Annotated in this window: 25 protein-coding genes; 20 read left to right on the top strand and 5 right to left on the bottom strand. The window is 57.1% G+C overall.

The genetic code is table 11. The features are described from left to right. Positions 1–34: 34 nt before the first annotated feature. Both QPJ95_RS11885 and QPJ95_RS11890 read right to left on the bottom strand, forming a co-directional pair. Positions 35–256: a hypothetical protein gene (locus QPJ95_RS11885; protein ID WP_270918028.1), complete on the bottom strand. Its 222-nt coding sequence runs from the start codon at positions 254–256 to the stop codon at positions 35–37. Between the two features lie 108 nt (positions 257–364). Continuing rightward, positions 365–571 carry a cold-shock protein gene (locus QPJ95_RS11890; protein WP_127747873.1) on the bottom strand — a complete coding sequence of 69 codons (207 nt, stop codon included), beginning with the start codon at positions 569–571 and terminating at the stop codon, positions 365–367. Between the two features lie 964 nt (positions 572–1535). Between QPJ95_RS11890 and QPJ95_RS11895 the strand changes: the two genes are divergently transcribed. From QPJ95_RS11895 to QPJ95_RS11915, 5 genes are all read left to right on the top strand, one after another. After that, positions 1536–1808, top strand: a complete 273-nt coding sequence (locus QPJ95_RS11895; RefSeq protein ID WP_270918027.1) for a hypothetical protein — start codon at positions 1536–1538, stop codon at positions 1806–1808. Positions 1809–1829: 21 nt separating this feature from the next. Then, positions 1830–1982, top strand: coding sequence for a hypothetical protein (locus tag QPJ95_RS11900; RefSeq protein WP_270918026.1), 153 nt, complete (start codon positions 1830–1832; stop codon positions 1980–1982). A gap of 150 nt (positions 1983–2132) precedes the next feature. Continuing rightward, the gene (locus QPJ95_RS11905) at positions 2133–2306 is read left to right on the top strand and encodes a hypothetical protein (protein WP_270918025.1); all 174 of its coding nucleotides are present in this window, start codon (positions 2133–2135) and stop codon (positions 2304–2306) included. A 160-nt stretch (positions 2307–2466) separates the two neighbouring features. Beyond that, entirely contained in the window at positions 2467–2748 is a 282-nt protein-coding gene (locus QPJ95_RS11910; protein ID WP_270918024.1) for a hypothetical protein, read from the top strand. A gap of 222 nt (positions 2749–2970) precedes the next feature. Next, complete coding sequence (locus QPJ95_RS11915) at positions 2971–3237, top strand: hypothetical protein (RefSeq protein WP_270918023.1); 267 nt, start codon at positions 2971–2973, stop codon at positions 3235–3237. 711 nt (positions 3238–3948) lie between these two features. Here QPJ95_RS11915 and QPJ95_RS11920 read toward each other — a convergent pair. After that, the gene (locus QPJ95_RS11920; RefSeq protein WP_313851471.1) at positions 3949–5400 is read right to left on the bottom strand and encodes a methyl-accepting chemotaxis protein; all 1452 of its coding nucleotides are present in this window, start codon (positions 5398–5400) and stop codon (positions 3949–3951) included. Positions 5401–6444: 1044 nt separating this feature from the next. On the opposite strand from QPJ95_RS11920, the gene QPJ95_RS11925 reads away from it, so the two are divergent. The 9 genes from QPJ95_RS11925 (at position 6445) to QPJ95_RS11965 (ending at position 15654) form a co-directional block, all read left to right on the top strand. Further along, a complete protein-coding gene (locus QPJ95_RS11925; protein ID WP_270918022.1) occupies positions 6445–7467 on the top strand; it encodes an AraC family transcriptional regulator in 1023 nt (340 codons plus the stop codon). A gap of 58 nt (positions 7468–7525) precedes the next feature. Then, on the top strand, positions 7526–8542 hold the full coding sequence (locus QPJ95_RS11930) for a DUF1254 domain-containing protein (protein ID WP_270918021.1): 1017 nt from the start codon (positions 7526–7528) through the stop codon (positions 8540–8542). A gap of 355 nt (positions 8543–8897) precedes the next feature. After that, positions 8898–9059: a hypothetical protein gene (locus QPJ95_RS11935; protein ID WP_270918020.1), complete on the top strand. Its 162-nt coding sequence runs from the start codon at positions 8898–8900 to the stop codon at positions 9057–9059. Between the two features lie 226 nt (positions 9060–9285). After that, positions 9286–9816 carry a hypothetical protein gene (locus QPJ95_RS11940; protein ID WP_270918019.1) on the top strand — a complete coding sequence of 177 codons (531 nt, stop codon included), beginning with the start codon at positions 9286–9288 and terminating at the stop codon, positions 9814–9816. Positions 9817–10312: 496 nt separating this feature from the next. Beyond that, entirely contained in the window at positions 10313–11212 is a 900-nt protein-coding gene (locus tag QPJ95_RS11945; protein ID WP_270918018.1) for an NAD-dependent epimerase/dehydratase family protein, read from the top strand. Between the two features lie 587 nt (positions 11213–11799). Continuing rightward, positions 11800–12804: a lipid A-modifier LpxR family protein gene (locus QPJ95_RS11950; RefSeq protein ID WP_270918017.1), complete on the top strand. Its 1005-nt coding sequence runs from the start codon at positions 11800–11802 to the stop codon at positions 12802–12804. 101 nt (positions 12805–12905) lie between these two features. After that, a complete protein-coding gene (locus QPJ95_RS11955) occupies positions 12906–13967 on the top strand; it encodes a Hint domain-containing protein (RefSeq protein ID WP_270918016.1) in 1062 nt (353 codons plus the stop codon). 284 nt (positions 13968–14251) lie between these two features. Next, positions 14252–14872 (top strand): 30S ribosomal protein S4, encoded by a 621-nt coding sequence (gene rpsD / locus QPJ95_RS11960; RefSeq protein ID WP_270918015.1) that lies wholly within the window; start codon positions 14252–14254, stop codon positions 14870–14872. A 209-nt stretch (positions 14873–15081) separates the two neighbouring features. After that, positions 15082–15654, top strand: coding sequence for a PA14 domain-containing protein (locus tag QPJ95_RS11965; RefSeq protein WP_390922029.1), 573 nt, complete (start codon positions 15082–15084; stop codon positions 15652–15654). Positions 15655–15766: 112 nt separating this feature from the next. On the opposite strand, the gene QPJ95_RS11970 is transcribed toward QPJ95_RS11965, so the two are convergent. After that, positions 15767–16228 carry an Lrp/AsnC family transcriptional regulator gene (locus tag QPJ95_RS11970; RefSeq protein ID WP_270918014.1) on the bottom strand — a complete coding sequence of 154 codons (462 nt, stop codon included), beginning with the start codon at positions 16226–16228 and terminating at the stop codon, positions 15767–15769. Between the two features lie 102 nt (positions 16229–16330). Between QPJ95_RS11970 and QPJ95_RS11975 the strand changes: the two genes are divergently transcribed. From QPJ95_RS11975 to QPJ95_RS11995, 5 genes are all read left to right on the top strand, one after another. Then, entirely contained in the window at positions 16331–17755 is a 1425-nt protein-coding gene (locus QPJ95_RS11975) for an aminotransferase class V-fold PLP-dependent enzyme (protein ID WP_270918013.1), read from the top strand. Between the two features lie 157 nt (positions 17756–17912). Next, positions 17913–19556, top strand: coding sequence for a peptidoglycan-binding protein (locus QPJ95_RS11980; RefSeq protein ID WP_270918012.1), 1644 nt, complete (start codon positions 17913–17915; stop codon positions 19554–19556). 88 nt (positions 19557–19644) lie between these two features. Continuing rightward, positions 19645–20730 carry a histidinol-phosphate transaminase gene (hisC, locus tag QPJ95_RS11985; RefSeq protein ID WP_270918011.1) on the top strand — a complete coding sequence of 362 codons (1086 nt, stop codon included), beginning with the start codon at positions 19645–19647 and terminating at the stop codon, positions 20728–20730. Then, positions 20727–21689: a prephenate/arogenate dehydrogenase family protein gene (locus tag QPJ95_RS11990; protein ID WP_270918010.1), complete on the top strand. Its 963-nt coding sequence runs from the start codon at positions 20727–20729 to the stop codon at positions 21687–21689. The genes hisC and QPJ95_RS11990 overlap by 4 nt, the downstream gene beginning before the upstream one ends. Next, the gene (locus QPJ95_RS11995) at positions 21686–22438 is read left to right on the top strand and encodes an extensin-like domain-containing protein (RefSeq protein WP_270918009.1); all 753 of its coding nucleotides are present in this window, start codon (positions 21686–21688) and stop codon (positions 22436–22438) included. Before QPJ95_RS11990 ends, QPJ95_RS11995 begins: the two co-directional genes overlap by 4 nt. Positions 22439–22760: 322 nt before the next feature. On the opposite strand, the gene QPJ95_RS12000 is transcribed toward QPJ95_RS11995, so the two are convergent. Further along, entirely contained in the window at positions 22761–23762 is a 1002-nt protein-coding gene (locus tag QPJ95_RS12000; RefSeq protein ID WP_270918008.1) for a DUF2125 domain-containing protein, read from the bottom strand. Between the two features lie 66 nt (positions 23763–23828). Here QPJ95_RS12000 and QPJ95_RS12005 point away from each other — a divergent pair, with 66 nt between their 5' ends. Continuing rightward, positions 23829–24359: a gamma-glutamylcyclotransferase gene (locus QPJ95_RS12005; RefSeq protein WP_270918007.1), complete on the top strand. Its 531-nt coding sequence runs from the start codon at positions 23829–23831 to the stop codon at positions 24357–24359. The last annotated feature ends 48 nt before the right edge of the window (positions 24360–24407 follow it).

Genomic DNA, 24407 nt, shown 5'->3' on the forward strand with positions numbered 1-24407 from the left:
ACGGGAACTAGGGAGCCCCCACCTGACCGGGGGTCTAGGGCTCCCAAGTGGGCGTATTTCCCAAAGTCAAAGAAATAATTTCGGCGGCTTCGGCCCGGGATTCTATTACCAAGGCGTCTCTGATTGCAGAGGAATCACTGAACCCATGCCCGCAGCCATGACAGGTAAGGAAAGCATCACTCTTGGGAGGTTTGCTTTCGTCGATTACGATGTTGTGCCCGCAAAAAGTGCACTCAAAGGAAATTTCGTCGCTCATGTTAACTCCCCAACTCATAAAACAAAAAAAGTAGGCATTGGTTTGAAATATTCTGCGAGCGGCCCGCAGAAAAGGGGCCGCGTTTCAGGAACTCTTCCTCGTAATGGCTTATGCCAGTGCGAGGTTCACAGCGGACTCTCGACCGTCACGGCCGGGCTCGATATCAAAAGTCACTTTCTGGTTGTCGGCCAGACCGGTCAGACCGGAACGCTCAACAGCGGAAATGTGGACGAACACGTCATTGCTGCCTCCATCGGGTGCGATGAAGCCGAAGCCTTTGGTAGAATTGAACCATTTTACAGTGCCATTAGCCATATCCGTAGTCTCCTATTGTTTGCTGCCCTCGTGGGTGCGGCAGCCCGGCGTGTTAGGTCTACATCGAAAGACTGAACGCCGAAGAAAGGGAGACAGTAGGTCGAAAAAGAATAACGCTATGCCGAATTATGATAGGTGCGGCGGCGGCGCTTTCAAGAGTCTACTTCAAGATTAACGCAGATGGACCTAGTCCCGAGATAACCGCTCAATGCGGATCTTACGCAGTCCAGAAAAGGAGCGTTGCAATGGAAATCTATCTTACCTACGCATTTGTAATCGGCTTCTATTTTGTCCCGTGGAAACGCTTTCCCCGCGCCAGGTACGTATTTTGGGGTATATTTGGCATGGCCGCTCTTGGTTGGGCGCATAGCGTGTAGTAGTCCAGAAAAGGAGCGACCCGCGTGCGCAGTTAGGTACGGTTTTGGACGCGGATCGCTCTCCCATCCTCCCCAGTGGCGGATTTCATATAGAATAGTACGATTGAAATTCTGGTCCAGAAAAGGAGTGAGGGATGAACCTGCTAAAGACTTTGGCGTTGTTCGCGATCATTCTGGCGCCAGTGTTCCTGGTGCAGGCAATTTGGTGGACGTGGTCGCTTTGGGGTGTTGCTGTTTGCCTCGTCGTGTCCTGGTTGCCTGATGCAGTGCAGAAATTCAGACGCGCAGGGCGTCCATAAAAGGAGGCCGAATAGGTCAATCTTGAAGCCTCTGCGCCTCATTTTCGTCCGTGCCATGGACCGTGTGCGGGTAATTGAGCGGTCACCCCGTTCGATCGCAACCGGCATCAAGACGGTCGTTCCGAGGGATAGAGGATTGCATGCACTTCGTTAGGGCAGGATTCTGTCTATGGTTTTCGTGATTTTTGAGTAGCAACGGAAGGTGTGTTATAGTGAAATTGTCACACTAGCTGGTGTGTTGTTTTTTTGCTGGTGTGTTGTTTTGTGCGTCAACACTGGAGATAGGTTTTGAAAAACGAAATCGCAAACAATGTTAGAGCTCTGCTGGGTGTGGAATTTTTTGAATTCACCCCTCCTGCGGACCCAGGTTCACCATCTGAGTGGAAAGGCACTAGTCTGAAGGGAGGTGAATTCTCTGAGGAACTGGTTGATATTCTTCCCGATTCTTCAGACACTCCCGGCCCTATTATGGGAACTGCAGCGAAGGGTGCAGGGCACGATGAGGACTGGGAACCGCCCGTCACATTGCCTGATCAAGCTAACGATTGGGATATCTTCTAGAAAACGGGCGAGCGAGGCTCCGTGTTCGGTTTCAAGATCAAGGTGGACGGCGGGCCAGCGCTGGTCTTTCAGTCAGAGCACAACGAATTTGCTCTGGCCGTGATGGAGGCATTCGGCCAGTTCTCGCTGCCCTTCCCGTGGGATGCCGAGATATGGGAGCCCAGCAATTGTTGAATTATGGCCCCTATTTCTGTCGGACCAATATTTTCCGGTACATGCACAGGCGCGAGTATGTCGTGCCGCCTGTGATGACAGAAATCCAGTAAAGGAGCCCGCATAATGGCGTGCATATTTTGAAGAGAATTTTGTAAAGGGAGCGAATAGGTGACTGAACAGAAACATCCACAAAAACAACCCAAGGTTTGCCCAGAGTGCGGTCATGTATTTCAAGGTAATGGGTGGGACGGAATCGATGCGCATTGGCGCGCAAGGCATGATGATGTGATGCCCTACGAAGAAGCCTGGCCGTTGCTCAAAGCCGAAACCTACGGAAACTAAACGTCCAACAAAGGAGCGGCCCGCAGCGCTATTTCGGGTGCTAGGCGCGGACCGCTCTCCCCACCTAAGGCGCAGGCGGATTTTTGAGAAACTAGTACAGAAATAATACGGGTCCAGAAAAGGAAGCGCTTTTTCTGAGGCCGCTTGGTCAGGCGAATGATTGAAGGTGACTACTGTACAAATTTCATGCTGGGGTGCGGTGCGCTCGAAAGCAAATCAGGAGAAAAAAATGTTGATGAGGGAACATCCACAGAATTTTGCAACCTATGAAGAAGCGGTGGGTTTTGCTGAAGTGGAATTGGAAGGCGGCCCAGATTTTCGTATCAAAGTAGACAGTGGCGGGAGCTTCCGCGTTGTTGTGATTACCGATGATGGTGATGTCAAAGCAATCATGGAGCGGCTTAACTACTCAGTGAGCTCCATGGGCAGAAATCATCAATAGAAAATCTACATAAGGAGAGACCCGCGCTCATAAGGCTTGGAGTGAATTGTATGTAGGTCGCTCTCATTGCCCACGGAATAGGCGATTTCTCGCGCTTGCCCCCACAGTAGTTTGTTGCGGACTAAATTGCGGCTACAATATGTTGTGATGGTGTGGGCGACTCTGTGGATGGCCGGTGGATAACTGATTATTCCAGATGAGCATTCTATAAGGGAATGGTTTATGGCGATGACAGTTGGCGACCACTATATAGTCGTATCAAGCCTTGAAAGGCTTTCCTGTGAAGACTTGGATAATTTGAAATTCGAGTTTGAAGATATGTTCGCCGAGACAGAGATCCAGAAAGCCTCTGGTTCGGAACTCGGGTACACAAAGAAAGAAATCGAAGTGTCTATCGAGGGCTATGTAAGAATAGACTCGAAACTGAAGGGTAAGGGGTGGTGGTATCGTTCCAAGCTAAGATCGAAACTCACTATGAAGCTGCTCTGAGTCCAGAAGTGGAGGGTTCTGGAAATGTTCCCGTAGGGGTTTTCCCGACTCACTGACCTCCGATATCCCCAGCCCATGCTCAAACGCGGCGGCACGCGCCTATCAGTCATCCCCGAACACCAGCTGTGGCTTGAATGCGCCTGCGGCCACAACGGACCTGTCCAGGTCGTCGACATCATTGCCAAATGGGGCGATCAGATAACGGTTGGCGAGGCGATCGCGCGGCTGCGGTGCTCGGCCTGCCGTACAAAGCAGATCAAGGATTACCGGATCACCTATGTGGGTGGGTCATGGGGTGCGATGCGGGGGGCGGGAGGAAAACCTAGTTGAATGACCGGGCGAAGTTTCTCCGCAATGTTTTACAATTCGAAAAATAAATCGTTGAAAATCAATGAAGCACTAAGGGGGTGTTTTACAGCGTAAGACATTGAAATATATTGATTAGAACCGTCCTCCACGGCTCGCCACTTCCCTTTTTAGTCGTTCTCGGCGTCCAAGCGTGGCGGCGACTACAGCTTTAATGGAGCTACATCGAAAGCGCAGACGCCAGTGAGCTACGGGACAATACCGGTGGCATGGAAGCTGACATCATGCAGCTGAACGGGCCGCGCTAGATTTTTCTGCAACCGGGGTTTTTATGCGATTTCTGCACCGAAGTGGGGTTCACCCCACCCGGTTTGAAATCAGCATTCTTTTCCGCCTTTGCTGGGGTCAAAAATCCTCCCAGCTGGCCTTGGTCGCGGCGGTTGGGCTTTCGTTTACAGCGATTGGGCGCGGGGCTATGGCTGCGACATTGTCCCAACCTTCCCCGTGAGAACTGGGTTTGCGGCCTCCGGCGCCGCGACGAGCCCCAGCCCTTGCAGGCAGGGAGGTGATGCCGCCATCAATGTTGAAATGAGAGACCAGTTCTGAAAGTGTGGTGGCGTCTGAGTTCATTATCTGGCTGGCCGCGGTGGCCTGCTCCACCATCGCCGCGTTCTGTTGGGTCACCTGATCCAGTTGTGATACTCCGATGTTGATCTCAGCCAGCCCGGTGGACTGTTCAGCGGCGCCTACGGTGATTTCCGAAACCAATTGCGAGATATGGCTGACCCGAGAGACGATATTTTCCAACGCCGCGCCTGCTTTGCCGACCAGATCGACACCCTGATCAACCTGTTTCGAGCTGTCGCTGATCAGAGTCTTGATCTCCAGTGCTGCGTCTGACGAGCGTTGCGCCAACGCCCGCACTTCAGAAGCGACCACCGCAAAGCCACGGCCCGCTTCGCCAGCTCGCGCCGCCTCGACACCTGCGTTCAGCGCCAACAGGTTGGTCTGGAAAGCGATGTCGTCGATCACCCCGATGATCTGCGAGATCTGGGCCGACGACCGTTCGATCTCTGTCATCGCCGCCACTGCGTTCTGTACAACGCCGCCGCTGATCTCAGCCTCTGCGCGGGTTTGGTTGACTATATTTTCGACGCTGCGGGCACCATCGGCTGCGGATTTAACGCTGGTGGTCATCTCTTCCAGTGCTGCCGCTGTCTGCTCCAGCGTGGCGGCCTGACTTTCAGTCCGGTGTGACAAATCAGTGGAAGCCTCGCCGATCTCGCTCGACCGCAGCAAGATGCCGCCCGAGACATCAATAACCCGGGAAATGGTCTGGCTTAGGGTCTGAACCGTGTTGTTATAGTCAATCCGCAGTTGCTCGTATTCCTCTGAAAACGGTTCTCTGATCTGCTTGGTCAACACACCCTTCGAGAGATGGCGCAAGCCGATGCCGAGTTCCGAGACCACGCGGTGCTGCATGCCTTCGCGATGTTCTTTCTCGGCTTCACGCGCGCGGATAAGATCCTGTCGCAGGGCATCCAACGCCTTGGCGATGTCACCAATCTCGTCGGTGCGCTCCATGGCTTCGATGGACTGTTCAAGCTGGCCCTGGGCGACCTCTTCGATGGCCAGCTTGACCGAAGCGAGAGGCCGGGTAATGCTGTTGGTAATCAAAATGTTGCCGACAAGTGTCCCGGCAATGGACAGCACAGACAGGGCAACAAGCACATAGATCAGAACCAAGTTGCTCGACTGCGCGTCGGCACCGGCTGCACTGCCAAAGGACTCGATGGCTTCGCCAAGCAGCTCCATCCCGTCTTCGAGTTGGGTGAAGGCTTTTGTAAACTCAGGCATACGCGCCTCTGCAGCCTCACGATCGTTTAAGGCAAGCCCTGAGAGGACGCGCGCAGATTCAAGATAGGCATTGAGAGTCGGCACAATGTTGTCAACTTTTTGGCGTATCTCCGGAGCGAGAGGCAGAGCTTGCAGTGACTTGATAGAAGACGTGAATTCCTCGGCGTGGCTGGTCAAGCTGTCGCTGGCAGAGGCACGATCCGCAGGAGAGCCGTCAGGCCCTGTGAGGAGAGCAAACAGAACATCTGCGCGCAGGCCGTCATGCATCATATCTGCTTGTTTTTGGTGAAGCACAGCGGAGGTTGCGGTGCTTGTTGCCATCAACCCTGAATTGCTGGATATCAACCCAATAGTACCAACGGCAGCTATGATCAGCAATGCCGCGAGCGACAAGCCAACACTAAAGAAGATGCGGGCCCGAACAGAGGCTTGGGATATCATCGTGCATTCCAATCTACTACATATGGTCTTTGAGGGCAGTGGTAGGAGGCGGGGATTAATTTTCAGCTAACCGACATACCCCAAATGAACCGCCATGTGGTTCAAGTTGAAACGATCATGAAGTCCGATCCATCCTGTTTCTGGACGTGGCGCAGCTATCGATGCATCCGAGAGCGTGTCTGACACTGATGCATTGTCTGTGTCTCGGGGGTTGGCTGTTTCGGTTTCTTGATCATGGTTCCTTGGCGAAACCCATATGAACTGCGAGCGAAACGGCGATGTCGTAAAAGCAGCCCGGATTGGTCGGTGTAGCAAAAGCGAAGTCAAAATGCAGAAAGGGAGGCTGGGCAAAGGCGGCGACCCGGGGCCTTCAAGCCTACAGTCGGCTCGGTCCTGTTGGTGCGTTTAGCGTCCAATGGCAGCTCTCAGCCCTTAGTTGCCCCTTGTGATCACTGAGGCGACAGGCCGATTTGGAGCCCAAATTTCAAACTTCTGGAAAGCATCCAATGCCAATTTGCTTGGTTGAGTATTGTTTTGCCGGCAACTGCTGGTAGATTGACAGCCACCTATATTGCGAATTATCCAGGATATCATTCAGGCCAAATGCCACCGCCATTTATCTCCACACGGACAATGGTCGGTCTCAAGGGTGGCTTACAACAGGTCACCAGCCCGCAGGCCACCCTCTCCGCTTTATCGACCGAAGACCTTCCTGCGTTTGCTCTGGATACAACCCGTGCCTATATTCCGCAATTGGCCCAGCTTCGGTTCTTCGAACGCTCGGCCTCTGACATCGGAGTGGATAACCTGGGCTTTGTTCTTGCTGCCGACGCTGATGTCCGGCGTTATGGGCTGTTTGGTGACTACGTGACCTCTGCGCAAACATTCCACGATGCGTTGTGCCTGACCCGCGATATGATGGTGTACCATTCGTCCCACGACCGGATGTCCCTGCGGCGAAAAGGCGATATTCTGCAGCTTACCTATCACTCGGCGCTGCGACATGCGCCGGGGTATTACCACTTTGCGACAATTGCCGCCTCGTCGATGCTGAGCATTGCAGAACCCTTTTTTAAACGGTGTTACCTGCGACAAATTGCATTTAATTTCCCCAGACCGCGCCAGACCGCTCCTTATGAAACCCTGTTCGGTTGCCCGGTTATTTTTGACCAGCCCGAATTTTCGATCCTGTTTGACATCGAAGCGGCACAGCAAACACTGTGCAAAAACCCCACCAGACGGGTGACCGCAGGCGATGTAATGCGTGATGCAATGGGACCAGCCCCCTCTGATTTGGTCGGTTCGGTAGAGGCGATCCTGCGGGCTAACATTTCCGCTGCAATTGGGTTTGACCAAGTGGCAAGCCAGCTTGATCGTTCGCAACGATCACTGCGCCGCCGTCTGGATGAGAGCGGCACGAACTTTCGCGATCTGGCCCGAAAGGTCCGCATAGATTATGCGCGCGAGCTTCTTATCGAAGGTGAGCTGGACGTCACTGAGATATCCCAACATGTGGGCTATTCCGACCCGTCGCATTTTGGCCGTGCGTTTCGACGGTTGACGGGGCTTTCGCCCTCAGAGATGCGCGGTTTCGGCGTTTCATCCAAACTGGCCGGAAATGGCTAACGGGATGTGCTGAACCAAGTTACCGTTCGCTCAAATTGACAAAGGAGCTTTTGTTCACATGAAATTACGACACCATTTTTTAACGGCAACCGCACTTGGCTGCGCTCTGTTCACCCTGCCAGTACTGGCCGACCCTGTGACCGTCACTGTCGATAGTTTTGTCCGGGCTGAAACCGATATGACGATGAAGCGTTACACAGATATTGGCGGATTTGGCAAGTTCGCCCATATTCGCCAACCGACACCGTTGGATGAACAGAACGTCATTCGCATGAACCACGATACCCTGTATTCTTTTGGTATTTTCGATTTGACGACCCCAGTCACAATTACCAAGCCTGAATCCGACCGTTGGCAGTCGATGATGTTTGTAACCCAGGATCATTCGATCCCGCCCGCGATCTATGAAGCAGGCTCATACACGCTAACTCAGGAAGAAATCGGCACCAGATACGTGACCGTCGCGTTCCGCACGCTTGTGAACGCCAACGAACCTGCGGACATCAAACAGGCAAATGCACTGCAGGACCAGATAACGGTAACGCAGGCAGACATCGGTACGCTGGATATTCCAGACTGGGACGAGGTATCGCTGACCAAAGTGCGCGAGGCGGTTAATGTGCTTGCCGCGACCCTTACCGACACCTCGAGAATGCTCGGTGACAAGGACGAGCTTGATCCAATTCAGCACCTGCTTGGCACCGCGATGGGTTGGGGCGGAAACCCCAAAAAGGATGCCATGTATTTCAGTATTGTTCCTGAAAATAACGATGGAAAGCAGAACTATGAGTTGATTGTCAAAGACATCCCCGTTGACGGTTTTGCCTCTGTAACTGTGTATAATTCGAAGGGGTTTATGGAGATAAATGACTTGGGGGTTAACGCGATCAACAACCTGACCGCAAAGCCAAGCGCAGACGGCGGCGCAGTAATCCATTTTGGTGGTTGTGAGGATGGCCGCGAGAATTGCATCCCGACAACTCCGGGCTGGAACTACCTCGTGCGGCTGTATCAACCACAAGAGGTCGTTCTGGACAAAAGCTGGACGTTCCCCGACGCCACCCCGATTGAATAGAAATATCATCAAGACCGCAGCGCAATTCTTGTTGTGGTCTTGATACCGTCGGGCTGAGTTTTGCAGGCATTTTACTGACTTAAATCCGTTCCCATACGGGTGCTGTTCCGCTTCAATAGCTGAACAAAGATTGCGGATCTGGCCGTTGCTGGTGGCGGGTTTTGCTGCGCAATTTACCTGTCCTCGATCGTTACAGCGAAGGGCCGCAATCCGCCCTTCCGTACAAGTTTCTGCGGCAGCAGCATTGATCACAATGAGCGCACATCGCACATCGCACGATAGCAGCAGATGGGTCGGATGATCCATCAAAGGAGGGCCGAGCTTTGGCTGATGTGACAGAGAAGAAGCTTCCTGCATGTTTGATGGCCAGCCACCAAGCGCGATCCGCATCTCCCATCTGTGCGGGCATGGTGATTGGCATCACCCTGCAGACCGGGCGATGCTCGAGGCCAGGGTGGTTCAACTGAACCGTGAGTTCGCCGAGGGCAAGCGCTGGATCCAGGAACAGTCCAAGTAAGGAGTGAATGACTGCGCATTGCAGTTTTGGGAGGGATACTTGAAAACACCAATGCACGCATAAGGTGTAATAATGTCACGAAACAGCTGTAGGTAGTGAAAATATCCAATGCGCTCGATAAATTTTAACCATTCCGCTTGATCTAAATTTTTGATGTGGGAAGTCTATAGTCACCCTTGCTATTGGGAAATAAGAATTATCAACGCAAATTAAAGGGAGATTATAAATGCAAAGGGCATTCAAAAACCTATGGGCTGTTATCTCGCTCGTTTTATTGTCCGGGGCGGCAACTGCTGAGGCCGTTGATCTGCCGTTTACCATACCGCAAGACGGAGGCGGGTTTTCCACTGATTACGAGGCTCTGTCAGCCGATCAAAACCTGACGAATATGCAAAAATATGCGGTCGTCAACGAATTGCGTAAACGTGACGGCTATATGGAAAGTCTGTCGATTTTAGGGCTGGACGCGAAGTGCACGCTTGTTCCTCTGCACTGTACAATTACCGCCACTCCGGCAGCGGCCGAAGCGCTGATCCAAGGCAGTGCCATCGCGGCCACTTCTGCGATTTGCCTTATTATCGACGCGGCGGATTTTGAAATTACCGCGCCCATTTGTGTGGCTGCACTTGAAGGAGTCATAGAATCCACCGTAATGCCAATTCTAACACAATGCGCGATCAAGAAACAGGCAACCGAACTCGATTTCACGATTTCGATCATTCCGCCGAAATTTGATGTCTCAGGGAAGTGCATCTAACCAATGCATTCTGAGGGCCGGGTCAGGCCCTCAGAAATTGTATGGTGCTACAAGCGTTGCAAAGGCACGTATCAGCCAATGATCGAACACTGAAACGGGTAGGTGAAGTCCAACAAAGGAGGGTGTTCGGCGAGGATCTGTCTCCGGACAGGATCTCGATGATGCTTGGGCATGAACCAACCGCCTAGGTCTCGACGCACAGATTAATGAGACACTCAGAAAACTCACCGATGATGTTAATGTTTGGCACCAGCGGACGGGCCAATTCAGCGCTGGCCTTCTCCCTGGGGACTGTCGATCCAAACCATGGGTGTCAACGAATCGGTTGTTGCACTGCGGTGGAACATCTAATTATTGCCAAACGTCCGCGGCCAGCGAGCATATCGGTTGGCAATAATTTATTTGCGGAAAAATCACCGTCGCGCGGAGAGCGAGATGCCATGTTTTCCTATGCCATAAGGCAGGACAAGCGCGCGCGAAAAAGAGGCGACTTACAATGCGTATTCTGTTTACGGGCGGTTCAGGTAAGGCCGGGCGCCATGTGTGCTGCTACTTGCGTGACCAAGGGCACCGGGTGGTCAATGTCGATCTGACACCGCTGGATGAGGCTGGAATCGACAATTTGCAAGCCGACATCACCGATTCCGGTTCTATGTTCAACGTGATGACCAGCTACGCCGATTTCGACGAGCTTGAAGCGGGGGCCGGAGTGCCCAAGTTTGATGCTGTGGTGCATTTTGCGGCTATTCCGCGCATCCTTCTCAAACCCGATCAAGAGACCTTCCGAGTCAATACCATTGGCACTTACAATGTGATTGAGGCGGCGGTAAAACTGGGCATTCCCAAGATCATCTTTGCCTCGTCTGAAACCACCTATGGTGTCTGTTTTGCCGACGGAATACTCAATCCGGATAGCCTGCCCGTTGAAGAAGATTACGACGTCAACCCGATGGACAGCTATGGGTTGAGCAAAGTGGTCAATGAGAAAACTGGCCGGTCTTTCCAGCGCCGCTCAGGCATTGATATCTATGGGCTGCGCATCGGCAATGTGATCGAGCCGGATGAATATGAACGGTTTCCTGGGTTCTTCGCCGATCCGGTTGTGCGTCGGCGGAACTTGTTTTGTTATATTGACGCCCGCGACCTTGGCCAGATTGTGGATCGGTGCCTCAAGACCGACGGTCTTGGCTTTCAGATCTTTAACGCCGGCAACGACACCAATTCTGTGGACATCTCTAATGGCGAGATCATCAAGCGGTTTTTTCCGGGCGTGCCTGTGACCCGAGAACTTGGCGAACACGAAGCGTTGTTCTCCAACCAGAAAATCAGGGACATGCTGAGTTTCAAAGAGCAACATAACTGGCGCAGCTATGTCCCGAAGCAGGAGCCGATTTAAACGCCACTCGAGCCCAGATTCAACGGGGATGCTGGCCGCGTGTCGGCCATGCCTTGCCACTCCAACTAAGGAGGCATGCAGCCCTCAGAGGGGGAGGCACAGGAACATTTTCTCCCTTGGATGCGGCCCGCCTTTAAGATCGGGCCATTGGCCAAATCGAATTTTGCGCTACTTCCTTTGACACTATTCTCAGCTGGCTTGAACAAACAGCGAGGTGTGCCAATGTCTGTCCAGTCTACACTATATTTTGGAAAGAACCTAAAGCGGGGGGCCGCTTTTTGCGCGGTATTGTTTCTATTGGTCAGTTGCAGCGGTACAGGGAAGTATCCGATTACCGGGATAGAAGCACATACGGGTGATCCGGTTCAAGAAATGCAGGCGAGCGACTTCTTTTGGACACTACCGGCATACTAGCTTTCGGCCCGGTCCGGCTCGCAATGTGGCAGCACTGGGGCGACACTGGGGTGAAACGAGGGTTGCGCTCGGGTCTATTCCCTTGAGTTGTGGCTTTGCTGCACTAGCCCCACCGGGAGGTGATGTTTATCAAGGTTAACCAAACCCCCTGAGGGCATTGAGCAGGAAAAACTATGGTTCGGATTATTTTGGTGGCCTTGGCCGGGGCGATTGTGATGTCAGCTGGCGCGCAGGCCCAGTCTGTCGGCGTGGCCCAGGCTGCCGGTGATGTCGACGTGGCGCAGGTGGATCGCGAGGCCCCTGAGGCGTCATGGCAGGCTGCGGCGGGCCATCGCCAGCGCATCGGCTATGGTCGTCTGACCACCAATGATCTGATTGGCGACGGCCAGGATCGCTGGCGCACCGGCTCGATTACCACCTCGCGGATTTATGGCTTTGGCTGGGACGGCGCCGCCCCGGCGCGATTCGGAGAGCTGCTTGAGCTGCGTATGCAGGGACAAATCATTGCGCCGGCAGATCTGACGACGGTGAATGCCAGCGATCGCCCCTGGGCGGGGGCCCTGTCCTTTGGCCTGCACAGTCACATGCAGCGCGATGATACTGAAATTGCGCTGGGGGCTGATCTTGTCTTCATCGGTCCGCAGACCGGTCTGGATCGGCTGCAGGACGCGCTGCACGGGGCCCTGGGGGCGCCGCGGCCGACCGATGCCATGCTGGCGCAGCAGATCCCTGACAAAATCCGACCGACTCTGGTGTTTGAGGCGGGGCAGGTGATGAAATTGGGGGGCACCGTGTCGCTGCGCCCGTTTGCCGAGGCACGCGCCGGCGATGAGACCCTGGTGCGGGTTGGCGCCGACTTCAGTTTTGGAACGGTTGGCCGGGGCGAGCTGCTGGTGCGCGAATCGGTGACCGGGCAAAGATACCGGGCGGTTTACGATTCGGCTCCGGGCTACAGCGTCACCCTTGGCGGCGACATTGCCTATGTGGCCGACTCGGTCTACCTGCCCGAAGAGCGCGGATACCAACTGACCAATCGTCGTGACCGAGCACGGGTCGGCCTGCACTGGCAAGGCAAGAAGGCCTCGGCTTTTTATGGCCTTACGTACCTGGGGGAAGAATTCCTAGGGCAGAGTGAGGGCCAGGTGACAGGGTCGGTCCGGTTGAAAATGAGGTTTTAAGAACACGCTGTAATACCCTGTTAAACTTTGATCTTTGCCGATCCAAATGCCTGTGTTAACGATTTATTAATAAAAAAAATAACGAGCAGGCATACAGGCATATGAAAACGGGCTTCAAGGGCACGTTTGTCATCTCCTGGTCACAAACAGATGTGGACGGTCTTTCGGCCGCCCCTATAGACGCCCTTGACGTGGGGGCGGCCTGGTCCTGGCATGGCGAAGCTGTGCGCGTAGATGGGCCAACGGAACTGTTGCGGCTGGATATGGCAAAAGGTGAGACAGACCTCCGTCGGCGCGCCGCACGATCCGTGCGGCGTCTGGTAGGGGCGGCGGTACAATGCAGAACGGATATTGACGCAGTCGACGTTGATGACCCGTTGAGGGACAGTAGTTTTGTGGTCACCAATGGGGTGCAAAGCTACACTGTCACCCTGATTGAGGTGGGGCCGACGCAGCGGCCGCTGCTGATGTTTGTTGATGAACTGCCACCGTGCAATACCGATCTATGGGTGGTGCATCACTCGCTGGGCTCCATTGCCGCGCCGGATCAACCCGCCGACGGCGGTGTCATTTGTTTCACCCCCGGCACCCGCATTGCCACGCCCGAAGGTCCGCGGCTGGTGGAGCGTCTGCGTGAAGGCGATTGGGTGCAAACCCGCGACAGCGGTGCCCAGGAGATCCTGTGGATCGGTGCCCGCCGGATGAGCGGTGCGCGCTTGTTTGTGATGCCCAAGCTGCGGCCGGTGCGAATCAAGGCCGGCGCCTTGGGCATTGATCGCCCCGAGGAAGAGCTGCTGGTCTCACCCGAGCACCGGATGCTGGTGCGCGGCGCCACGGCGCAGGCGCTGTTCAACACCCCCGAAGTGCTGGTGGCGGCGCGCGACCTGATCAATGGCACCACCATCATCACCGATCTGGCAGTGCGCGAGGTCACCTATGTGCATCTGCTGCTCAGCAGCCATCAGGTGCTCTGGGCCAACGGGGTTGAAACCGAAAGCTTCCACCCCGCCAATGCCGCCTTATCAGCGCTGGATGACAGCGATCGGCTGCGGTTGTTGCAGCTGTTGCCGGGGCTGGACCGGGATCCGCTGTCTTACGGCGGCTACGCCCGTCGCAACCTCAGCGCCCCAGAGGCCGCCATTCTGGCACATCAAGCCGCATAATCGCGGCAATTCCTGCCGCCGGTTGAATTAGGCCGGGGCGCGCTGTTGACTCTGCGCCCCATCCCCATATAAGCGCCGCTCTATTGGTGTTGGTGGACCCCGCAAGGGGAACCCTGTCATGTTCGGGATCGGATTGATTTTGGGCAAGAGGACAACGCCCTTCAATGTCGCAGCCCTTTGGGCCGCCCTTGCTCGACGGTAAGATCGCATACGCGATTGCAGCCCGAAAAGTGGGGACCGGTTTTCGGATTAAGCTGCGATGCCACTAAAGAAGGAGAACAGCCGTGACTAAGCGTACAGCTGCCAAATACAAAATTGACCGTCGCATGGGCGAAAACATCTGGGGCCGTCCAAAGTCGCCAGTCAATCGCCGTGAATATGGCCCCGGCCAGCACGGTCAGCGCCGTAAGGGCAAGATTTCCGACTTCGGTATCCAGCTGCGCGCCAAGCAGAAGCTCAAGGGCTACTACGGCGACCTGACCGAAAAGCAGTTCCGCCGCATCTACGGCGAAGCCGAGCGTGTTAAGGGCGATACCGGTGAAAATCTGATTGGTCTGCTGGAGCGCCGCCTGGACGCTGTTGTTTACCGCGCCAAGTTTGTGGCCACCGTGTTTGCAGCCCGTCAGTTCGTCAACCACGGCCACGTGCTGGTGAACGGCAAGCGCGTCAACATCCCTTCGTACCGTGTCAAAGAAGGCGACGTGATCGAAGTGCGCGAGAAGTCCAAGCAAATGGCCGCTCTGCTGGAGGCAACTCAGCTGCCCGAGCGTGACGTTCCGGACTATCTCGACACGGATCACTCCAAATTCACTGCCACCTTCGTGCGCACACCTGGTCTGGGCGATGTGCCGTACCCGGTTGTTATGGAGCCAAACTTGGTGGTGGAATTCTACGCCAAAAACTAAGTCTGACCATCGTCAGAGTTCAGATCAAAGGGCTGCCTATGGGCGGCCCTTTTTTTGTCCGGGTGGCGGGTTTATTTTTTGGCGAAAGGGCTGCAATGCGCCCCATTAAGGCCATTTGACCACAAATTGATTTGTCTTTTTGCTGCCGGGGTCGGTACTCTGCTCATGACCAGAGGCAAAAACAGTCTCGATCTATTTGGGAGTGTGATGTGAAGACGATTATCACCGCTGCAATTGCAGCTGTTGCCATGCTGGCAGGGAGCATGCTGGCGGCGGCGCCGCTGACCCTGACGCCGGCCAGCCCGCAGCCAAGCGGATTGCAGCCGGGGCTGAATGTGCGTTACGCCTATCCCAGCGACATCAAGAGCCTGGCCCAGGCGCGAAACGCATTGAAGCACCGCTCCGAAGCGGGCCCGCCTCTGACCGGGCTGGATTACAGCACCACAAGCATCGGCGAAAAGGCCCTGACCTCAAAGCGCTCGGAAACTGTCGCGGCGGATATCAGCGGCTATGTCCGGTTTGATGCGCCCGGGGTCTATACAATTGATTTCCTGACAAACGACGGTCTTGAGGCAATGGTTGGCGGTCAGCTGGTGGGAAAATTCGATGGTAGACAAACCTGCGAAGAAACCATTGCGGTTGATGTCGAGGTGCCCAGGGCAGGCTGGTACCCGGTGAAAATCCTTTACTTTCAACGTAAGAAAACCGCCTGCCTGCATATGCGCCGTGGCGCGGCAGGCCAGCGCGTGACCTGGATCTCAAACGCGGCATTTGGCCGTTAGGCTCCGGCCCCTGTTGGTCCGCCTTTCATCTGGCTGAAAATATCCCGGGGGTTTGGGGGCTGGCCCCCGGCGTTTTCCCCGGCGTTTTCCCTGGCGTTTTCCGCTGCCGCTTCTACAGCGGCAACGGGCGCCCCTCGGCAATGGCCTCCATCGCAAAATACGAGGTGACGCTGTCCAGCTCGACCCCCTCGATCAGCCGCTGATAGACCCGGTCATAGCTGGTCATATCCTCGGTCACCACTTTCAGCTGATAGTCATAATCGCCGCCGATGCGATGAAAATCCACCACCTCGGGGATGGCCAGCACATGGCGGCGAAACTGCTGCAACCATTCGGTTGAGTGATGCCGGGTGCGCAGCATCACAAAGACCACCAGATCCAGCCCCAATTGCTTGCGGTCAACGCGGGCGGTTGATCCCATCAGCAAGCGGCGCTCGTTCAGCCCCTTTAGTCTGCGCCAGCAGGCGTTCTGCGACAGCCCGACGGTCTCGGCCAGATCCCGCTGAGACATGCCACCGTCCTGTTGCAGGGCGCGCAGGATGGCACGGTCAATTTGATCTACATTTTTGCTCATATACGATCATACGACACAAGTTTAGCCAATTCCACAGGGAATTCAGTGAGGTTTTCGCGGTGATTTTCGTTCATTCTGTCAGGTAACGGACAGGAGCGCCCAATGACCCTCGCAGATTTCAAAACATCGATCCAGATCGCCGCCGGTGACGGCAGCCTGCAGGCGGGGGTGATTGGCGACGGGGTGATGATACCGGGGCTGAACGGCGATGTGCCGCTGGTCTATGCCGATTACGTCGCCTCGGGCCGGGCGCTGCGCCAGGTGGAGGATTTCATCAGCTCTCAGGTGCTGCCCTTCTATGCCAATTCACACACCGAAGCCTCTTATTGTGGGTCATATGTCACCCGGATGCGCCGCCAGGCCCGGGCTGAGATCGCCCGGCTCACCGGCGCGATGCAGGCGGATACGGTGATTTTTGCCGGCTCAGGGGCCACTGCCGGGCTGAACCGTCTGGTCAGTCTTCTGGGGGTCGCAGAGGCACAAGATCCGGTGGTTTTTATCGGACCCTATGAGCACCATTCGAACATCCTGCCCTGGCGCGAAAGCAAGGCCAGGGTGGTGGAAATCCCCGAAGCCGCTGAGGGTGGCGTGGACATGGAGGCCTTGCACCGGGCCCTCGCTGACCACGCGGATAGCGACTTGAAGATCGGCAGCTTCTCAGCTGCGTCCAATGTCACCGGAATTTTGACCGACCCGGATCCGATCAGCCGCCTGTTGCACGCCCATGGCGCCCTGGCGATCTGGGACTATGCCGGCGGGGCACCCTATCTGCCCATCGACATGGGCGGCAATGGCGCCGCCCGCAAGGATGCGGTGGTGGTCTCGCCGCATAAATTCCCCGGCGGTCCCGGTGCCTCGGGAGTGCTGATCGTCAACAGTCAGGTGGTGCGCCGTCGCTGCCCGTCCTGGCCCGGCGGCGGCACCGTCAGCTTTGTGTCGCCCTGGTCGCATGACTACAGCGAGGATCTGGCCGCCCGCGAAGAGGCCGGCACCCCCAATGTGATCGGCGATATCCGCGCTGCCCTGGTGTTTCTGGTCAAAGAGGCGGTTGGCCAGGCCGAGATCGAGGCAAAAGAGGCACACTTCACCGCCATGGCACGGGCGGGCTGGGATGATAATCCCCATCTCAACCTGCTGGGCAGTGCCAGTGCCGAGCGGCTGCCGATCTTTTCCTTTCTGGTCACTGGTGCCTCGGGGGCGCCGGTGCATCAGCAATTGTTCACCCGCATGCTCAGCGACATCTACGGCATTCAGGCCCGTGGCGGCTGTGCCTGCGCCGGACCCTATGCGCATCGCCTGCTGGGCATCGACCATGCGGCCTCGGAGGCGCTGTTTGCTGATCTGAAGGCCGGCAAAGAGATGCGCAAGCCGGGCTGGGTGCGGTTGAATTTCTCGTACCTGATGAGCGATGACACCGCGCGCTACATAATCGACAGCGTCAACGAGCTGGCCCGGAATGCTGAGGAGATGGCCCAGCAATACTCGGTGGATCAAAGCACCGCCCGGTTCAAAGCGCTGGTTGCCTGAGCCACATAACTTGATTGCAAAATAACAGCGGGGGCAGTTGGCCGGGGTCAGACATGTCTGTAGTTGATTAAGCGAATTGGAATCCTAACCTTGCTCGGGCAGGGGGGCCAACCTACATTGATACCCAGTTGATTTTAATTGGTTGGAGCTTTGTCCTATGGCGCTCAAATTATCCGCTGCAGTTGGCGATAAGAAACGCATTACCAAACCCGATCCCAAGACGGACAAGGGCAAATTTGCCAATGTCAAAAACCTGCCCGCTGATGTGGAACTGGTGCGGCTGATGCTCAGGGCGAACGGCTATACGATCGAAGTCCACGCCAAATGTGATGCCGGGCTGATCGCCATGATCCGCGATTTCCAGAAAAAGAAGCTTGGGTTTAAGAAACCTGATGGCATTGTTGATCCGGGCGGGCGCACATGGGGCGCTGGACTGGCGAAGCTGGCGGCGCAGGTGTCAGCAGATGCCAAGATCGAGGTCTATCAGGTCACCGAGGGTGGCAAGACCAAATTTGTGTCCAAGGCTGAATATGAGGCCGGGGAAAAGGCCCTGAAGCACGAGATGCTGTCGAAGGCCAATATGATGTATAATCAGGCTGAGGCCTGGACCGAATTCTGCACCGATGTAGAACAGACCCGCCAATCCTCGGACGGGTTTATGATGGCCTTGGCTGAATTTACGGTCAGCATGGTCAATGACAAAACCGACCCGCCCTGGAATAAAATCCTAGAGGCGCGCAGCCAGGCCTCGATCCTGAGATCCACCATTGACCGGGCCAAGCCGGACTGGGTCAAGGTTCTCAAACAGGACAAAAAGGCGACCAAGGCCTATATGGCTGGCGGCAAGGCCTTCCACAAATTCATCGACGAACGGATCAGCACTGCCAGCAAGATTGTGGGTGGTCTCGAAATTGTCCGCGACACCGCGTTCACCGTGGTCGAGGCCTATGTGACCGCTAAGCTGATTGTCACCAAAGGCATGTCACCTGCCAAGGCCAATGCCATAGCCGCCGCCAGCACCGAGGCGTTGAAATCCGGGGCTGGGCAATTTGGCGAATATGCCGCTGGCAATAAGGTCACTTGGGACAGCGCCGCCAAGAAGGTCTTTATCGACAGTTTCATTGCCGGTCTGGCCGGGGCTGCAGGCGGCAAGCTGGGGGCGGCGCTCAGCAAGGGGCTGGCCGGAAAACTGGCCGCCAAGGTGCTGCCCAAACTGTCAGGCAAAATCTCTCAAAAGGTGGGCACGGCGTTTTTTACCCGCTTTTTGACCTCCAAGGCGGGCGAGGCGATGGTGGTCACAGCGTTGAAAGAGACCATCGGATTGTTCAAACCCGCCATCGAAAAGGGCCGTCCGCCAAATTCGAAAGAGATCAAAGAGGCCGTCGCCAAAACCCTGTCGGCTGGCATTTTGACCCATGCCTCGTTCAAGGCGCTTGAGAGTTTCACCACGCATCTGCCGGCGGCAACAGAAACGTTTCTTGCAAAAACCCTGTCTCCCAAGGTGATGGCGGGCATGCGCAAGGATCTGGTGAAATTATATGACGAAGACACGGTGAACCGGCTGATCGCCAAACATGGTGACGAAATGTATATGAAGGTTGCCGATATGCTGGGCGGCAAAATTGTCGATAAGGCAGCGGTTGAGGCGATCAATGGCTCGGACGGCTCGCAATCCGCCAAAGTGATGCAGAAACTGGCCAATGAATCGATGCGCAAGGATGCAGATCTGCGCAAGAGAATCGAGGCCATCATCAAATCCGAGGCCAAGCGCCGGGTCAAAAAGCTGCAACCGGCGCGCTAAACCCGGCGTTTTCAGGATCGTCATGATCTTGCCGCTTCCCCAATATGGCGCAGGCGGCTATTAGGGTCTCCGACAAGGAGCCCGAGACATGAACAAGATCACACCGCAGCCCGGTATTATGGACATCGCTATCTACCAGAGCGGCGCTGCTCATGTGGCCGGCGTCAGCAATGTGGTAAAGCTGTCGTCGAACGAAAACCCGCTGGGCCCCAGCCCGCGGGCGATTGAGGCGATGCAGGCCGCAGCGGCGCAGGTGCACCGCTATCCCAGCTCGGATCATGCCAGCTTGCGCCGCGCGATTGGCGAGGTTCACGGGCTAGATCCCGAGCAGATCATCTGCGGTGCCGGCAGCGACGAGATTATTGCCTTTTTGTGCCAGTGTTATGCGGGGCCGGGGGACGAGGTTCTCTATACCGAACACGGGTTCTCGATGTACCGCATCAGCGCACTGGCCGCCGGGGCAACCCCGGTTGAGGTCCGCGAGCGCGAGCGGGTGACGGATGTGGACGCGCTGCTGGGCGGCTGCACCGGGCGCACCAGGTTGGTGTTCATTGCCAATCCGAACAATCCCACCGGCACCATGATTTCCGAGGCTGAGGTGGCCCGGCTGGCCGACGGTCTGCCCAAAGGCGCCTTGCTGGTGCTGGACGGCGCCTATGCGGAATATGTCGAAGGCTTTGACGCGGGTGCTGCACTGGTCGAGGCCCGCTCCAATATTGTTATGACCCGCACCTTTTCCAAGCTTTACGGGCTGGGTGGTGCGCGGATCGGCTGGGGCTATGGCCCTGCGGCCATCATTGACGTGCTGAACCGGGTGCGCGGACCGTTCAATGTATCGTCCACCGCACTGGCCGCCGCCGAGGCCTCGATCCGGGATCTGGACTATGTCGCCAGCTGCCGGGCCGAGAACAGCAAATGGCGCAGCTGGCTGGCCGCGGCGCTGGCTGAGGTCGGCGTCAGCTCGGACATCTCCTGCACCAATTTCATCCTGGCCCGCTTTGCCAGCCAGGCCGAGGCCGAAGCCTGTGATCTGTATTTGCAAAAACAAGGCCTGATCGTGCGCCGGGTGGCAGGCTATAACCTGCCCGAAGCCCTGCGCATCACGATCGGCGACGAGACCTCCTGCCGCCGCTTGGCGCAGGCGGTGAAAGAATTCAAGAATGGTGCCATATGAACCAGCCAGTACCAATATATGACCGCATTGCCCTGATCGGGCTGGGGCTGATTGCCTCGTCGATGTTCTGGGCGATCAAACGCTCGGGGCTGGCGGGCGAGGTGACCGGTTATGCCCGATCACCCGAAACCCGCGATAAAGCCCGCGAAATCGGCTTGTGTGACCGGGTCTGTGACAGTGCCGCCGCCGCGGTCGAGGACGCCGATCTGGTGGTGCTCTGTGTGCCGGTTGGGGCGATGGGCCCGGTGATGCAGGACATTGCCCCGGCGTTGAAGCCGGGGGCAACGGTCTCTGATGTGGGCTCGGTTAAACGCCATGTGATCGAGGCGGTGCTGCCGCATATCCCTGAGGGCGTGCATTTTGTACCGGCGCACCCATTGGCGGGGACCGAACATTCCGGCCCTGAATCCGGTTTTGCCGAGCTGTATGACAACCGCTGGTGCCTGCTGGTGCCGGTGGAAGGTTCAGACCCAGACGCCGTCGCCAAACTGCGGGCACTATGGGAGGGCATGGGAGCCAATGTGGACGAGATGGACGCCGATCACCACGATCTGGTGCTGGCCGTCACCAGCCACACGCCGCACCTGATTGCCTATACGATGGTTGGCGTTGCTGACGACCTGCGCCGGGTCACCGATAGCGAAGTGATCAAATACTCGGCGGCCGGTTTTCGCGACTTCACCCGCATTGCGGCGTCGGACCCAACCATGTGGCGCGATGTCTTTCTGAGCAACAAAGAGGCCACGCTGGAGATCCTCGGGCGTTTCACCGAAGAGCTGTTTGCGCTGCAACGCGCCATCCGCACCGGCGACGGAGATCACCTGCACGATTATTTCACTCATACCCGCGCTATCCGCCGTGGTATCATCGAGGCAGGGCAGGACACCGACGCGCCTGATTTTGGCCGTGGGCAAGCGGTATCAAAGACGGACGGGCCAGAAACCGGGCAAGAAAAATGATCACACGAGCGGCGATATGTGGCTTACTGGTGGCGCTGACCATGCCGGCATTTGCAGCTGCGCCCGAGGGGGCTCTGCGCCCCACACCGCGCCCTGTCGCGGATCTCCAGCTGGCCGCCGCCCGGCCCGCAGACCTGCACTCCTTGGGGCCAATGCTGTCTCTGCGCCCGGCTCTGCGGCCAGACAGTGTGGTTGAACAGGCCCTGTTCAAACGCCGCAGGCTGCGCAAAGGGTCGGTCTGCGGAGATATCAGTATTCAGGGTGAAAAGGTCGGCACGATTGCAGCCAATCAGAGCGGCTGCGGGGCGCAAAATGCGGTGCGAGTGCGCTCGGTGGCTGGGGTGACGCTCAGCCAGCCGGCAGTGATGACATGTGAAACCGCGCAGGCGCTGAACGCTTGGGTGGATAAAGGGTTGCAACCGGCCTTTCGCCGCAGGAACAAGGTGGTCAGCCTGCGCGTCGCGGCGCATTACGCCTGCCGCACCCGCAACAATCGCCCCGGCGCCCGGATATCGGAACATGGCAAGGGCAAGGCGATCGACATTTCCGGCTTTACCCTGGCCAACGGCGACAAGATCACGGTCGCCGAGGGTTGGAACGCCAAGGGCGTCGCCAAACGGTTGCGCAAGGCCTGGTCGGCCGCCTGCGGCCCCTTTGGCACCGTTCTGGGACCTGAGGCAGACCGGCATCACCGTGACCATTTTCATCTCGATACCGCCCAGTACCGCAGCGGTCCCTACTGCCGGTAAGCCTTGCCACGCTGGGCTCCCGCGCCCCTAGGGATGATCGGCTGCGCCGATCCCCCAATGGGCTTGGGCGTGGCGCCGTGCTGCGCACGGCGAAACAGAAAAAGACAGTGCCAAGACATGCTTGAGGGCAAATCTGCCCCTCAAGGCGCCTGTTCCAGGCTATTGCACTCCCCTCTCGCGTTACGGGCTGCACCCGCGCCATAGGCGCGGTGGCCTGCGGCGATCATGGACCTGCGATAGGGCCGCCGGGCGCCGCGTCAGCGGCGCCACGCCCAACGGGAGGAGGGCATCAAAGATGCCAGACGACGGGCGGGAGCGCCTGTTAGCGTAGAATGAGCCGCGGTGCGGCGCCCAGTGGGATCGGCCCCAGGGCGATATAGCCATTGCGAAAATTCAATTGGGTGTCGAGATCGTTTGGGGTGCCGCCAAGCCCGGCGAACAGGCCCAGCACCCGCTCGATGCCATCGCGGGCGGTGGCAGGCAGCGCCCCTGCACCCTCGGCCATCGCCAGCATCTGGCGCCAGTTTTCCACCTTTAGCGATATTTCCCCGGTGGGCAGCCCGGCCTCGTTGACCTCCAGAGTGCCCGTCGCCTTGAGCCGTAGCGCCCCCCAATGGGCATCGGCCAGCCTGAGGGTGATGTGACGGGGCTGCGGGCGGCGCAGCTCTAGCGCCGAGCGGTCCCAGGCGGTGTCAAATGTCACCTCCATATCCAGCGACAGGGCGTCAAAACTGTCGGGGAGGGTATCGGCGGCGGCCATCAGCTGGCGCAATTCGGTGCCGGGGGTAAACCCGGTGGCGTCAATCAGCAGCTGATAGCGCTCAGGCTGTGCCGTCTGGCGCATCGCCAGCTGCAGCGTCTCGGCCCCGATGATTGTTTTGGCGCCGTCGCTGATCCGCCATGTGGCGCTGTTGAGCGCCATTTCTTCCAGCCCCAGAGCCAGCCCGGGCGCCAGATGCAACCGCGCCTGCAACGCCTGGGCCTCGATCACCACGGTCTGATCAAAATAGGACAGCCGTTGCGGCGTTGGGGCAAATCGCAGGGTTTGACGGCCGGGCCAGATCGCCGGGCTTTCGATCTCCAGCCAGTCGGCTCTCCAGGCGGTGCCGGTGCCGGGGTCTGCCAGGGTTGGTTGGCTGATCCGGGTCACATGGTGGCTGGGATAGCCACTGCTGTTCAACGCGCCATATTCCGCCTGCCAGCCCTGGCGCTGCTGTTCGGAAAACCAGCTGCTGATGCCGCTGCGCAGGCCCCAGCCCGCCGCGAACCAGTACATTGACCACAGCAGCGCCGCAACCAAGAGCAATTTCATCACGCGCAGCATCAACAGCCTCTTTTGTCCAAACCGGTTTTGCTGTTTATAGACCCGAAACCAGAGAGGGCCAGTGCAATGACGATGTGGGTGTTTGGATATGGATCTTTGCTGTGGAATCCCGGCTTTCCGGTGGCCCGGCAAGAGGTCGCGACATTGCAAGGCTATGCGCGCTCGTTCTGCATGAGCTCGATCCATCATCGTGGCAGCGAGGAGACACCCGGGCTGGTGCTGGCGCTGGACGCCGTCGAGGCGGCCCATTGCACCGGGCTGGCGCTGGCGGTTGAAGCCGGACACGAGGACAGAACCCTGGCCGAGCTGCGCGAGCGGGAGCTGATTTCGTCGGCCTATCTGGAGCGCGATCTGGCGGTCGATCTGGCCAGTGGCGAAACGGTGACCGCCGTCACCTATGTGATCGACCCGGACCACGTGCAGTATTGCGGCGATCTAAGCCTGGAAGCTCAGGCCCGCATTATCGCCGTTGCGGTGGGCGGACGCGGGCCAAACCCGGAATATCTGTTCAACACGGCGGCGCATCTGGCCGAGATTGGCCTCAGGGATGCGGATCTTGACTGGTTGACGCGGCGGGTCCAGGCCCTGACTGCATAAAGCCTTGGCGCTTTGGAATATTAGTCTGTAGTCTCTGGTGAAAGAGCA

It is taken from the genome of Parasedimentitalea psychrophila (assembly GCF_030285785.1).
In the GTDB taxonomy this organism is placed as follows: Bacteria; Pseudomonadota; Alphaproteobacteria; order Rhodobacterales; family Rhodobacteraceae; genus Parasedimentitalea; species Parasedimentitalea psychrophila.